The organism is Streptomyces sp. P1-3 (genome assembly GCF_050613155.1).
Classification (GTDB): Bacteria; Actinomycetota; Actinomycetes; order Streptomycetales; family Streptomycetaceae; genus Streptomyces.
This window is the reverse complement of the sequence record NZ_CP192512.1, coordinates 1,239,456-1,251,942: the sequence shown is the minus strand read 5'-3', so window position 1 is coordinate 1,251,942 and position 12,487 is coordinate 1,239,456. Positions and strand designations below refer to the sequence as shown.

General features: G+C 73.1%; 10 protein-coding genes. 3 read left to right on the top strand and 7 right to left on the bottom strand.

Annotated elements, in window-relative coordinates; all coding sequences use genetic code 11:
- Positions 1-82: 82 nt before the first annotated feature.
- Positions 83-1,744: a BCCT family transporter gene (locus ACQUSR_RS05375; RefSeq protein WP_431047402.1), complete on the top strand. Its 1,662-nt coding sequence runs from the start codon at positions 83-85 to the stop codon at positions 1,742-1,744.
- Between the two features lie 111 nt (positions 1,745-1,855).
- Here ACQUSR_RS05375 and ACQUSR_RS05370 read toward each other — a convergent pair whose 3' ends face one another.
- On the bottom strand, positions 1,856-2,848 hold the full coding sequence (locus tag ACQUSR_RS05370; RefSeq protein ID WP_431041367.1) for an FAD-dependent oxidoreductase: 993 nt from the start codon (positions 2,846-2,848) through the stop codon (positions 1,856-1,858).
- 73 nt (positions 2,849-2,921) lie between these two features.
- Between ACQUSR_RS05370 and ACQUSR_RS05365 the strand changes: the two genes are divergently transcribed.
- Positions 2,922-4,559, top strand: coding sequence for an ABC-F family ATP-binding cassette domain-containing protein (locus tag ACQUSR_RS05365; RefSeq protein ID WP_431041366.1), 1,638 nt, complete (start codon positions 2,922-2,924; stop codon positions 4,557-4,559).
- Positions 4,560-4,687: 128 nt separating this feature from the next.
- On the opposite strand, the gene ACQUSR_RS05360 is transcribed toward ACQUSR_RS05365, so the two are convergent.
- The 3 genes from ACQUSR_RS05360 to ACQUSR_RS05350 all read right to left on the bottom strand — a co-directional run bounded on the left by ACQUSR_RS05360 (position 4,688) and on the right by ACQUSR_RS05350 (position 8,938).
- Positions 4,688-7,078 carry a Tex family protein gene (locus ACQUSR_RS05360; protein ID WP_431047401.1) on the bottom strand — a complete coding sequence of 797 codons (2,391 nt, stop codon included), beginning with the start codon at positions 7,076-7,078 and terminating at the stop codon, positions 4,688-4,690.
- Positions 7,079-7,199: 121 nt separating this feature from the next.
- Positions 7,200-8,063 (bottom strand): SCO6745 family protein, encoded by an 864-nt coding sequence (locus ACQUSR_RS05355; RefSeq protein ID WP_431041365.1) that lies wholly within the window; start codon positions 8,061-8,063, stop codon positions 7,200-7,202.
- Between the two features lie 92 nt (positions 8,064-8,155).
- Complete coding sequence (locus ACQUSR_RS05350; RefSeq protein ID WP_431041364.1) at positions 8,156-8,938, bottom strand: enoyl-CoA hydratase/isomerase family protein; 783 nt, start codon at positions 8,936-8,938, stop codon at positions 8,156-8,158.
- Between the two features lie 310 nt (positions 8,939-9,248).
- Here ACQUSR_RS05350 and ACQUSR_RS05345 point away from each other — a divergent pair, with 310 nt between their 5' ends.
- Positions 9,249-9,713 (top strand): ATP-binding protein, encoded by a 465-nt coding sequence (locus ACQUSR_RS05345; protein ID WP_431041363.1) that lies wholly within the window; start codon positions 9,249-9,251, stop codon positions 9,711-9,713.
- Here ACQUSR_RS05345 and idi read toward each other — a convergent pair.
- The 3 genes from idi to galE all read right to left on the bottom strand — a co-directional run bounded on the left by idi (position 9,688) and on the right by galE (position 12,391).
- Positions 9,688-10,293, bottom strand: coding sequence for an isopentenyl-diphosphate Delta-isomerase (gene idi / locus ACQUSR_RS05340; RefSeq protein ID WP_431041362.1), 606 nt, complete (start codon positions 10,291-10,293; stop codon positions 9,688-9,690). The genes ACQUSR_RS05345 and idi overlap by 26 nt on opposite strands.
- Before the next feature lie 54 nt (positions 10,294-10,347).
- Positions 10,348-11,265, bottom strand: a complete 918-nt coding sequence (locus tag ACQUSR_RS05335; RefSeq protein ID WP_431041361.1) for a cation diffusion facilitator family transporter — start codon at positions 11,263-11,265, stop codon at positions 10,348-10,350.
- Positions 11,266-11,404: 139 nt separating this feature from the next.
- The gene (gene galE / locus ACQUSR_RS05330; protein ID WP_431041360.1) at positions 11,405-12,391 is read right to left on the bottom strand and encodes a UDP-glucose 4-epimerase GalE; all 987 of its coding nucleotides are present in this window, start codon (positions 12,389-12,391) and stop codon (positions 11,405-11,407) included.
- Positions 12,392-12,487 lie beyond the last annotated feature (96 nt).

The window sequence follows — 12,487 nt, the reverse complement described above, 5'->3', positions numbered from 1 at the left end:
AGGCCGTCGCGTGCCGGAGACCCACTCGCCCGCGGGGGACGACAGCAGCGAGCCCCCTGACGACCACCCGATCATCTCGGACATGCTGCCCGGCAGCCCGCACCAGACGCATGCCCCCCGGACCGACCGCGTGGTGTTCGGCGTCACCGCCGCGCTCACCCTCGCGTTCGTCCTCTGGGGGGCCATCGCCACCGACGAGCTCAAGGACGTCTCCAGCGACCTCCTGTCCGAGCTGATCCACAACGGTGGCTGGGCCTTCATGCTGGCCGCCACCGGGTTCGTGGTCTTCGCGCTGTGGCTGGCCGTCAGCCGGTACGGCCGGATCACGCTCGGCAAGGCGGGCGAGGAGCCCGAGTTCCGCACCGTGTCGTGGGTCGCGATGATGTTCAGCGCGGGCATGGGCATCGGCCTGATGTTCTACGGCGTGAGCGAGCCGCTGGCACACTTCGTGGACCCGCCGCCCGGCACCCGCCCCGCGGACGCCGCCGAGCGGACCGAGGAGGCGATGGCCACCACGCTGTTCCACTGGGCGCTCCACCCGTGGGCGATCTACGCCGTCGTCGGGCTCGCCATCGCGTACGGCAGCTTCCGGCGCGGCCGCCGCCAGACCATCAGCGCGGTCTTCACCCCGCTGCTCGGGGAGAAGCGCGCCCACGGCTGGGTCGGGCAGGTCATCGACATCCTCGCCATCTTCGCCACCCTCTTCGGCTCGGCCGCCTCGCTGGGCCTGGGCGCCCTGCAGATCGGCAGCGGCATGGAGGAGCTGGACTGGCTGGACAACGTCGGTACCGGGCTGCTGGTGGTCGTGATCGCGGTCCTCACCATCGCGTTCGTCGCCTCCGCCGTCTCCGGCGTGGAGAAGGGCATCCAGTGGCTGTCCAACACCAACATGGTGCTGGCGCTGCTCCTGGCCGTCTTCGTCTTCGCCGTCGGGCCCACCGTCGTCATCCTCGACCTGCTGCCCACCACCCTCGGCGCGTACTTCGGCGACCTGCCGCAACTGGTCGGCCGCACCGAGGCCTCCAGCGGCCCGCGGGTCGCCGAATGGCTGGGCAACTGGACCGTCTTCTACTGGGCGTGGTGGATCTCCTGGACGCCGTTCGTCGGCATGTTCATCGCCCGCATCAGCCGCGGGCGCACCATCCGGCAGTTCATCGGCGGCGTCATCCTGGTGCCCAGCACGGTCAGCCTGGTGTGGTTCTCGATCTTCGGCGGTTCGGCGATCAGGCTCCGGGCGGGCGGCGACCTCACCGGTGACATCGTCCCGGACACGGAGCTGTTCCGCGTCCTGGCGGAGTACCCCATCACCACGGTGACCAGCGTGCTGGTGATGATGCTCGTCGGCATCTTCTTCGTCTCCGGCGCGGACGCCGCCTCCATCGTGATGGGCTCCCTGTCCCAGCACGGCTCCATGGAACCGAGCCGGCCCGTCGTCGTCTTCTGGGGCGTGGTCACCGGCGCGGTCGCGGCCGTCATGCTGCTGATCGGCGGCGGCGGGGGCGACGCCCTGACCGGTCTGCAGAACCTGACGATCATCGCGGCGGCGCCGTTCGCCGTGGTGATGGTGGCGATGTGCGTCGCCCTCGTACGCGACCTGCGGCAGGACCCGTTGATCGTGCGGGGCGAGAAGGGCGAGGAGGCCGTGAACATGGCGGTCATCGCGGGGCACCGGGAGTACGCGGGCGACTTCGAGATCCGCATCGGGCCGGGACGGACGTCGCCGGAGGAGACCAAGCCGGTGTGACGGGCCCGGCGCGGATCGGGGGGCGACCTGGCCGGGGACCCCGGTGAGACATTCCGGCACGGCTCCCGCGGGCGGAGCCCCGTGTCAGTGGGCGGCGGGCGGAGTCCCGTGTCAGTGGGCGGGGCGGGCCGCCAGGTCCGCCGCCTCGCGGGCGCAGCCCCAGGCCACGGTCACGCCGGCCCCGCCGTGCCCGTAGTTGTGTACGCACCACGCCCCACCGGGCAGCCGTTCCCCCTCCAGGCGCACCCGGGAGCGCGCGGGGCGCAGGCCGACCCGGTGCGCGATGACGCGGGCGTCGGCCAGCGCGGGATGGACACGGGCGCAGCGGGCCACGATGGCCTCGGCCGTCGCCGGGTCGGGCGCCGTGTCCCAGACGCCCTCGCGCGCCGTGCCGCCGAGCACCAGTCCGTACGGCTGCGGCAGCGCGTACACCGTGTCCGTGGAGGCGGGGTCGGCGGCCACGAACCACTCCTCGACGCCCGGGTTCTCCACGATCACCAGCTGCCCCTGCACCGGCCGTACATCGGTGTCGGGGACCAGCTCGCGGGCCCCGAGCCCGGTGCAGTTCACCACCAGCGGCGCCGCGTCCCCCGCCTCGTCCAGTGACGCGATGCCGCGCCGTACGACCGAACCACCCGCCGCCTGGAGCCGGTTCCGCAGATACGTCAGGTACGCGGGCATGTCGACCAGCGGCACCCGGGCCCGCAGACCGGCCGCGACGCCTCCCGGCAGCTCGTCGGGCCCGGTCGCCGGACGCAGTCCCGGCACCTCGGCCGCCCACGGCCCCAGGTCCGCCGGGGTGATCCCGGCCTGGGTGCCCGCGACGATCCGTACGCCCGCGTCCGGCGCGGCCCCGGCGAGCTCCGTCAGCACCCGCAGGGTCTCCAGCGACCACGCGCCGACCTTCTCCCGCGGCTCGATGCGGTACGGCCACCACAGCCCACCGGCCACCGCCGAGGTGGTGTCGGGCGCCGGGTCGCGGCTCCACACGGTCACCCTCCCCCAGCTACCGCTGGGGGTGCCCCCACCCGCGCCCTCGGCCAGCACCACAGCTGTGGTCAGCCCGATGACCCCGCCCCCGACCACGACCACGTCATGCGCCATGCCCGGAGGGTAACGGCCCGGCGGAGAAAACCGGGAGGGACCGGGAGACGGAGGAACTAGGATCGACGGCCTGATGACTGCAACCCTCGTCGCCAAGGATCTCGCCGCCGGCCACGGCGACCGCACCCTGTTCTCCGGCCTGGACCTGGTCGTCGCTCCCGGCGAGGTGATCGGACTCGTCGGCGCCAACGGCGCGGGGAAGTCGACGCTGCTGCGCATGTTCGCGGGACTGGCCGACCCCGAGCAGGGGGCCGTCGCCCTCAGCCCGCCGCACGCGACCGTCGGCCATCTGCCGCAGGAGCCCGACCGGCGGCCCGGCGAGACCGTACGCGCCTTCCTGGCCCGGCGCACCGGCGTCGCCGCCGCGCAGGCGGAGCTGGACGCCACCACCCAGGCGCTCGCCGACGGCGCGCCCGGCGCCGACGACGCGTACGCCGTCGCGCTGGAGCGCTGGCTTTCGCTGGGGGCCGCCGACCTGGACGAGCGCGCCGAGGAGGTCGCGGCCTCGCTCGGCCTCGGCATCGGTCTGGACCGGGCCATGACCGAGCTCTCCGGCGGCCAGGCGGCCCGCGCGTCGCTGGCTTCCCTCCTGCTCAGCCGCTACGACGTCTTCCTGCTGGACGAGCCCACCAACGACCTGGACCTGGACGGGCTGCGGCGGCTGGAGGAGTTCGTCACCGGGCTGCGCGCGGGCACCGTGCTGGTCAGCCACGACCGCGAGTTCCTGGCCCGCACCGTCCACAAGGTCCTCGAACTCGACCTCGCGCAGCAGCGGGTGACGCTCTTCGGCGGCGGCTACACCGCGTACCTGGAGGAGCGCGAGACGGCCCGGCGGCACGCGCGCGATCGGTACGAGGAGTACGCGGACACCCGCGCGGGCCTGGAGGCGCGGGCCCGCACCCAGCGCGCGTGGATGGAGAAGGGCGTCAAGAACGCCCGGCGCAAGGCGAGCGACAACGACAAGATCGGACGGAACGCCCGCGTCGAGGCCACCGAGAAGCAGGCGGCCAAGGCACGTCAGACCGACCGGCTCATCGAGCGGCTGGAGGTGGTCGAGGAGCCGCGCAAGGAGTGGGAGCTGCGGATGGAGATCGCCGCCGCGCCCCGCTCGGGCGCGGTGGTGGCGACGCTGCGCGGCGCAGAGGTACGTCGCGGGGACTTCCACTTCGGCCCGGTCGACCTCCAGATCGACTGGGCCGACCGGGTGGCGATCACGGGGGCCAACGGCTCCGGCAAGTCCACCCTGCTGGCGGCCCTGCTCGGACGGCTCCCGCTGGACCGGGGCGCCGCGTCCCTCGGCTCGGGGGTGGTGGTCGGCGAGGTCGACCAGGCCCGCAAGCTGTTCTTCGGCGGCGAGTCGCTGCTGGAGGCGTTCGGGGCGGCCGTACCGGAGCTGGCGCCCGCCGACGTGCGCACCCTGCTCGCGAAGTTCGGCCTCAAGGCCGACCACGTGCTGCGGTCGGCCGCGACGCTGTCGCCCGGCGAGCGCACCCGCGCGGCGCTGGCGCTCCTCCAGGCCCGGGGCGTCAACCTCCTCGTCCTGGACGAGCCGACCAACCACCTGGACCTGCCCGCGATCGAGCAGCTGGAGTCGGCGTTGGCGTCGTACCCGGGCACGCTGCTGCTGGTGACGCACGACCGCCGGATGCTGGAGGCGGTGCACACGACGCGGCGGCTGCGGGTCTCGGAGGGCCGCGTCACGGAGGACTGACGCCTCGCGGCGCGCCTTGTCCCCTCCCCGCCCCTTCCCGCTGCGTCCAATGTGCGGCTCCGCCGGGTGGCGGGGTCTGGGGCGGAGCCCCAGTTCGGGAAGGGGTGGGGAAGAGGCGCCCGCGAGGGCTACAGCAAGCCCGCCCGGCGCAGCGCGTCCGCCATCGCCCCGTTCACCGGAGCCGCGTCCCGGCCGCCGCCGCCGCGCCCCTCGCGGCCGTTGCCCCGGCGCTGCTGCGGGGCGCCGCGCTTGGCGCCGCCGCCACGACCGCCGCGGTCCGCGCGCTCGCCGCGCTCGCCGCGGTCACCGCCCCGGACCCCGCCGGACGGCGCACCGGCGCCGTCGTCCAGTCGCAGCGTCAGCGAGATCCGCTTCCGCGGGATGTCCACGTCCAGGACCTTCACCTTCACGATGTCGCCCGGCTTGACCACGTCGCGCGGGTCCTTGACGAACGTCTTCGACATCGCCGAGACATGCACCAGGCCGTCCTGGTGGACGCCGATGTCCACGAACGCGCCGAACGCCGCCACGTTGGTGACGACCCCCTCCAGGACCATGCCCGACGCCAGGTCGCCGATCTTCTCGACGCCCTCCTTGAACGCGGCGGTCTTGAACGCGGGTCGCGGGTCGCGGCCCGGCTTCTCCAGCTCGCGCAGAATGTCCGTCACGGTCGGCAGACCGAACTTCTCGTCCACGAAGTCGGCCGGCTTCAGCGACCGCAGCACCGACGAGTTGCCGATCAGCGACGCGACCTCGCTGCCCACGGTCTTCACCATCGCCCGCACCACCGGGTACGCCTCGGGGTGCACGCTGGAGGCGTCCAGCGGGTCGTCGCCGCCGCGGATCCGCAGGAAGCCCGCGCACTGCTCGTACGCCTTCGGGCCCAGCCGCGCGACGTCCTTGAGCGCCTTGCGCGACTGGAACGGGCCGTTGGTGTCGCGGTGCGTCACGATGTTCTCCGCGAGCCCGGCGCCGATGCCCGACACCCGCGCCAGCAGCGGTGCGGACGCGGTGTTCACATCCACGCCGACGCCGTTCACGCAGTCCTCGACCACCGCGTCCAGCGAGCGCGAGAGCTTCACCTCGGACAGGTCGTGCTGGTACTGGCCGACGCCGATCGACTTCGGGTCGATCTTGACGAGCTCGGCCAGCGGGTCCTGGAGCCGCCGGGCGATGGAGACCGCGCCGCGCAGCGACACGTCGAGACCGGGCAGCTCCTGCGAGGCGAACGCGGACGCGGAGTACACCGACGCGCCGGCCTCCGAGACCATCACCTTGGTCAGCTTCAACTCGGGGTGCTTGGTGATGAGTTCACCGGCCAGCTTGTCCGTCTCACGCGACGCCGTGCCGTTGCCGATCGCGACCAGCTCGACCGCGTGCTCCTTCGCCAGCCGCGCCAGCTTGGCGAGGGACTCGTCCCACTTGTTCTGCGGGACGTGCGGGTAGACGGTGTCCGTGGCGACGACCTTGCCGGTCGCGTCGACGACGGCGACCTTCACGCCCGTACGGAATCCGGGGTCGAGGCCCAGCGTGGCGCGGGTCCCGGCCGGCGCGGCCAGCAGCAGGTCCCGCAGGTTGGCGGCGAAGACCCGGACCGCCTCGTCCTCCGCGGCCGTACGCAGCCGCAGCCGCAGGTCGATCCCGAGATGCACCAGGATCCGGGTGCGCCAGGCCCACCGGACGGTGTCCGCCAGCCACTTGTCGGCCGGGCGGCCGCGGTCGGCGACCCCGAAGCGCCGGGCCACCATCGACTCGTACGTGCTCGGGCCGGAGGCCACGACGTCCGCGGCGGGTTCCTCCGGCTCCAGGACGAGGTCCAGGACCTCCTCCTTCTCGCCGCGGAACATCGCCAGCACCCGGTGCGAGGGCAGCTCCGTGAAGGGCTCGGCGAAGTCGAAGTAGTCGGCGAACTTCGCGCCCTCGGTCTCCTTGCCGTCCCGCACCTTCGCGGCCAGCCGGCCCCGGCCCCACATGCGCTCGCGCAGCTCGCCGATCAGGTCGGCGTCCTCCGAGAACCGCTCGGTGAGGATCGCCCGCGCGCCGTCCAGGGCCGCCTGCGGGTCCGCCACGCCCTTGTCCGCGTCCACGAAGGCCGCGGCCGCGGCCAGCGGCTCCACGGACGGGTCGGTCAGCAGCCCCTCGGCGAGCGGTTCGAGGCCGGCCTCGCGGGCGATCTGCGCCTTCGTCCGCCGCTTCGGCTTGAAAGGCAGGTAGATGTCCTCCAGGCGCGCCTTGGTCTCGGCGTCCCGGATCCGCGCCTCCAGCTCCTCGGTGAGCTTGCCCTGCTCGCGCACCGAGTCGAGGATCGCCGCCCGCCGGTCCTCCAGCTCCCGCAGATAGCGCAGCCGCTCCTCCAGGGTCCGCAGCTGGGCGTCGTCGAGCATCTCGGTCGCTTCCTTGCGGTAGCGCGCGATGAACGGCACGCTCGACCCGCCGTCCAGCAGCTCGACGGCGGCCCTGACCTGCCGCTCCCGTACACCGAGTTCCTCGGCGATCCTGCCTTCGATGGACATCGTCACGCTCACGCTCGGTTCCTTGTCATCCCGTCCGATCTGCGGTCTGCATTGTGGCAGGTGACGGGCGCGGAGCGGCGGTGACGGGTCGGACATGCCGGTGACGGGCCCCGGCCGGCCGCTTGCGTCAGCCCTTGCCGATGAGATCGGCCGGGAAGGCGCCCGCCTCGAACGCCGCCGTCGTGAACGCCCCGGCCAGCTCGGTCAGCCGCGCGACGCCCGCCGCGCCCAGGTGCTCGTACGGCGCCCGGTCCAGCCGGTCCGTCGCGTCCTCCAGGGCCTTGCGCAGGTCCGTACCGGCCGGCGTCAGCTCGCCCTCGGCGTCCAGCAGCCCGCGCTCACGCAGCCGGTCCTGGGCCGCCGCCCACTCCTCCGGCGTCCAGCCGCGGGTCGCGAGGATCCACTTCGGGGACATCCCGCGCCCGCTCGCCGTGTGGCTGGCCAGCGCCTCGACGGGGTCGAGACCCGCCTCGACCAGGGTCATCAGATGGCCGTCGCCGCGGTGCTCGCGCAGCAGGGTGGCGGCGTGCCAGAGAGCCAGGTGCGGGGCCTGTGGGACCGGCAGGTCGGCGTGGGCCGCGTACAGCGGGCGGGCGGCGCGCGAACACGCCTCGGTGGCGCGCAGCGCCAGTTCGGCGGCCTCGGCCAGCTCCTTCGACGCGAGCGCCTCCTCGCCCAGCACCCGACGCAGCACGGAGTCGGCGGCGCGCAGCCGGGCGTCGAGCGCGGCCTGCGGGGTGACCACGTCCCAGGCGGCGGGTATGTGCCGGGCGACCAGCTCGTACTTGAAGTTGAAGAAGGTCGCGGCGACGGTGCCCGCGCCGACCCTGCCGAACGCCGCGGAGCGCCCCACGAAGTACGAGGCGGACCGGTCCGCCAGGCGGAGCGCCGTGAGCTCCCGGTGGTAGTCGGGGGCGAAGTAGACGGCGGAGTGGAGGGGGTTGACGACGTTGTGGCAGTGCCGTCCGGCGCGTGCGGGGAGTGAGGTCATGCCCGGCACGTTACCTGCGGGTACGGGCGACCGGAAGGGGGATCCAGTGATTGACCGACCGGTAGGTATGCCTGGCTGGAACCGTCCGGCGGTCAGTCCGCCGGCGGGGTCCAGGTGAACCGCGGGCTCCGGCGCTCCAGGAAGGCGGCCACCCCCTCCGCCTGGTCGCCGCTGCCCCGCGCCTGCCGCGCCCAGTACGCGATGCGGTCCTCCGTGACGGGCCCCGCCGCGAACTCCTTCGCCGCCGCCTGCGTCAGCTGCGACCGGGCGGCGAGTACCGCCGTGAACTCGGCCACGCGCTCGTCCAGGCCTCCCGCGGGCAGCACCTCGTCCACCAGGCCGGTGCGCAGCGCCCGTGCGGCGTCGATCAACTCGGCCGAGAACAGCAGGTACTTGGCGGTGGCCGGGCCCACCAGCGCCACCAGCCGCCGGGTGGAGGAGGGGCCGTAGACGATGCCGAGCCTGGCCGGGGTGATCCCGAAGCGGGCGTCCTCCTCCGCGAACCGCAGGTCGCACGCGGCGGCGAGCTGGCAGCCGCCGCCCACGCAGGAGCCCCGGATCGCGGCGAGGGTCGGCTTGGGAAAGGCGGCGAGCGCCTGCTCGGCGGTCGCCGCCAGTGCCTTGGACTCCTCGTTGCCGCCGGTCAGCGTGCCGATGTCGGCACCGGCGCAGAAGGTGTCCCCGGCGCCGGTGAGCACCAGGGTCCGTACGGCCGGGTCGGCGGCCAGCCGGTCCAGCAGCGCGGGCAGCTCACGCCACATTCCGGTGGTCATGGCGTTGCGTTTGGCGGGGTTGCGGATGACGACCGTGGCGACGCCGCCGGCGACGTCGTGCTCCAGGCCCGGTTCCGTACGCTGCTCCCTCTGCGGCTCCATGCGGCGGATCGTATCCGGGGCCGCCGACGCGCCCTCGGGCCGCCGGTCAGATCACAGGGGGTCACCAGAGCCGTCGGCGCGCTCCGGTGTACTCGGAAGTACTCGGTCGACTCCTGTCGCCCGCGCGACCTGAAGGTGCCGATCCAGTCGAAAGCCATCAATAGTTGCTGACTTGTGGTCAGTAGGCCGGACTATGCCCCGTGATTCCCAACACTCGACGTAGCGGTCGAGCGGCGATGGGTGGGTATCGGTCATGGAGATCCTCGGGAACGTCCCGCCTGACCACGGTCGGGCGGCTCCTCGTGCCCGCATGGCGTACGAGGGGGTCTGGCGGTTCACCGCCCCCGCGCTGGACTCCTCCGTACCGCGGGCCCGGCACGCCGTGCGCGACCTGCTGGCGCGTCAGGGCGTGCCCACGCACGGCGACCTCCTCCCCAGCCTGCTGCTGATCGTCTCCGAGCTGGTCACCAACGCCGTCCGGCACGCGGCCCTGCTCTCCCCGGAGATCGCCGTCGAGGTGTCGATCGGCCCCGACTGGGTGCGGGTGGCCGTGGAGGACAACCATCCGTACCGGCCCAAGGCGCTGGAGGCGGACCAGGGGCAGACCGGCGGCCGGGGCCTGCTGCTGGTGCAGGCGATCACGGCGGAGGCGGGCGGCGCCTATGACGTCGCGCACACCGCGAGCGGCGGCAAGGCGGTCTGGGCCGCCCTGCCGTTCACCCCGCCCGCCGCGGCGGCCCCCGCTCACATCACCAACCCGCACCGGGCCCGGTGAGCTCCCGGATCACCGGGCGGGCGGCGTCCAGGACCGTCGGGAACCAGGCCGAGAACGTACGGGTCTCGCGCAGCCGCGCCAGCTCCCCCGGGGTCACGAACGCGGTCTCGCCGATCTCGGCCGGATCCGGCCGCAGCTCCGCCCGGACCAGCCCCGCGAACAGGTGGTTGTACTCCTGCTCGACCAGACCCGACGCCGGGTCCGGATGGTTGTAGCGGACCGTTCCCGCCTCCCGCAGCAGCGTGGGCGCGACCCCCAGCTCCTCCCCGGTGCGCCGGGCGGCGGCGACGAACGGCGGCTCGCCGGGGTAGGGGTGCCCGCAGCAGGTGTTCGACCAGACGCCGGGGGAGTGGTACTTCCCCGGCGCCCGGCGCTGGAGCAGCAGCCGCCCGGAGTCGTCGAAGAGGAAGACGGAGAACGCGCGGTGCAGGCGGCCGGGTGCCAGATGGGCCGACAGTTTCTCGGCGGTGCCGATCGTCCGACCGTCCTCGTCGACCAGTTCCAGCAGGATCTGGTCCGTGGAGCCGCCCGGGGCGGGAGACGTGCCGGTGCTGCGGCCGTTGGTGGGTGTGATCGACATTGACCATCCTCGTCGTCGGTCCGGAATCATCAAGTCTGACGTAATCCTGCCCGGCTACAGGCAAGATCTGGCCTCGTGCTCCGCATGTCCACCGGGCTCCAGCTGGAACGTGCAGTGAGTGACGTCGAAATGCTCACCCAGACAGCCCTGCAGGTCGTGCAGCATCCGCTCGTGACCGACCGCGTCCAGCGCCTGAGGGCTGACCACCACATGCGCGGACAGCACCGGCATCCCCGAGGTGATCGTCCATACGTGCAGGTCGTGCAGGTCCTCCACCCCGTCGACGGAGAGGATGTGGGCCCGTACCTCCGCCATGTCCACGTCCTTGGGCGCCGCCTCCAGCAGCACGTTCAGCGTCTCCCGCAGCAGCTTCCAGGTACGCGGGACGATCATGAGCGCGATCAGCACCGAGGCCACCGGGTCGGCCGCCTGCCAGCCCGTGGTCAGGATGATCAGGGCCGAGACCAGGACGGCGACCGAGCCCAGCGCGTCCGCCAGCACCTCGAGGAAGGCGCCCCGTACGTTCAGGCTGTCCCGCTGCCCGGGCAGCAGCAGCGCCAGCGACACGGCGTTCGCGGCAAGGCCGATCGCACCGAAGACGAGGGTCAGCCCGCCCTCGGTCCCGGCGGGGGAGAAGAGCCGGCGCACCGCCTCGACCAGGATGTAGCCGCCGACCCCGAAGAGCAGCAGGCAGTTCCCCAGCGCGGCCAGGATCTCGGCGCGCGCGTATCCGAAGGTGCGGCGCGCGCTCGGCGGCCGGTTCGCGAAGTGGACCGCCAGCAGGGCCATGGCCAGACCGAGCGCGTCGGTCGCCATGTGCCCGGCGTCCGCCAGCAGCGCCAGTGACTCGGCCGCGACGCCGCCGACGATCTCCACGGCCATCACCCCCAGGGTGATGCCCAGGGCGCAGCGCAGCCGCCACTGGTGGGCGGCCGTCGCCGTGCCGTGGCCGTGACCGTGGCCCGCGCCCATAGCTCCTCCCGCCACTGGGGCTCCCGTCACCGGGACCGCCGGCGCCTCGCACCGGGACCACCGGTGCCTTACCGGTGGTCCCAGTGAACTACGGCGGCGCGCGCCGGGCCGGTCAGGGCGCCACGGCGGGTAACCCGGGTCAGGCGCGCCGCGCCTCCGGATGGCGCAGGCACCATCCCTCCCACGCCGACTCCACCATGGAGCGCACATCGTGCCGGGCGGTCCAGCCCAGCTCCTTGCCGATCAGTTCGGTCGAGCCGACCACCCGCGGCGGGTCGCCCGCCCGGCGCGGCTCCACCACCGGCGTCAGCTCCGTACGCCCGGTGATCTCAAGGATCAGATCCGCCATCTCGCGCACCGAGACGCCCAGGCCGGTGCCGATGTTCACCGTCAGATCGCCCGCGCCGTGCTGCCCGGCCAACCGGCGGGCGACCGCGAGGTGCGCGGAGGCCAGATCCTCGACATGGATGTAGTCACGGACACAGGTGCCGTCCGGGGTCGGGTAGTCGGTGCCGAAGATCCGCGGGGGCTCTCCGTGCGTGATCCGCTCGAACATCATCGGGACGAGGTTGAACACCCCGGTGTCGGCGAGCTCGGGCCGCGCCGCGCCCGCCACGTTGAAGTAGCGCAGACAGGCCGTGGAGATCCCGTACGCCGCGCCGGTTGCCCGGACCAGCCACTCGCCCGCCAGCTTGGTCTCGCCGTACGGGTTCACCGGCCGGCAGGGGGTCTCCTCCGTGACCGGATCCGCGTCCGGACTCCCGTAGACGGCCGCGGAGGACGAGAACAGGAAACTGCCGATCCCGGCCGCGGCGACCGCCTCCAGCAGCACGGTCAGCCCGTGCACGTTCTCGCGGTAGTAGCGCAGCGGCTGCTCGACGGACTCCCCGACCTGCTTGGCGGCCGCGAGGTGCACCACCCCGGTCACGCCGAGGTCGGCGAACGTCGCGTCCAGCAGTTCGCGGTCGAGTGTGGAGCCGGTCACCAGGGGAACGCCGTCCGGCAGCCGCTCGGCGATTCCGCTGGACAGATCGTCCAGCACCGCCACGCTCTCTCCGGCCTCCGCCATCGTCCTTACTACATGTGCCCCGATATATCCGGCACCGCCGGTGATCAGCCACGTCATGACGGCACCCTACCCACAGGGCCGCGGGGAGGGCGTTTGTCGGGGGGAGCGCCGATCCACCATGATGATCGCGGCAAGGCGCAATCCGTCGGTCAC

Excerpts from the sequence above, each read along its gene's own strand:
- ACQUSR_RS05345 (WP_431041363.1), top strand. The coding sequence starts at position 9,249 with ATGGCGTACGAGGGGGTCTGGCGGTTCACCGCCCCCGCGCTGGACTCC.
- ACQUSR_RS05375 (WP_431047402.1), top strand. The coding sequence starts at position 83 with ATGCTGCCCGGCAGCCCGCACCAGACGCATGCCCCCCGGACCGACCGC.
- ACQUSR_RS05335 (WP_431041361.1), bottom strand. The coding sequence starts at position 11,265 with ATGGGCGCGGGCCACGGTCACGGCCACGGCACGGCGACGGCCGCCCAC.
- galE (WP_431041360.1), bottom strand. The coding sequence starts at position 12,391 with ATGACGTGGCTGATCACCGGCGGTGCCGGATATATCGGGGCACATGTA.
- idi (WP_431041362.1), bottom strand. The coding sequence starts at position 10,293 with ATGTCGATCACACCCACCAACGGCCGCAGCACCGGCACGTCTCCCGCC.
- ACQUSR_RS05370 (WP_431041367.1), bottom strand. The coding sequence starts at position 2,848 with ATGGCGCATGACGTGGTCGTGGTCGGGGGCGGGGTCATCGGGCTGACC.
- ACQUSR_RS05350 (WP_431041364.1), bottom strand. The coding sequence starts at position 8,938 with ATGGAGCCGCAGAGGGAGCAGCGTACGGAACCGGGCCTGGAGCACGAC.
- ACQUSR_RS05365 (WP_431041366.1), top strand. The coding sequence starts at position 2,922 with ATGACTGCAACCCTCGTCGCCAAGGATCTCGCCGCCGGCCACGGCGAC.
- ACQUSR_RS05355 (WP_431041365.1), bottom strand. The coding sequence starts at position 8,063 with ATGACCTCACTCCCCGCACGCGCCGGACGGCACTGCCACAACGTCGTC.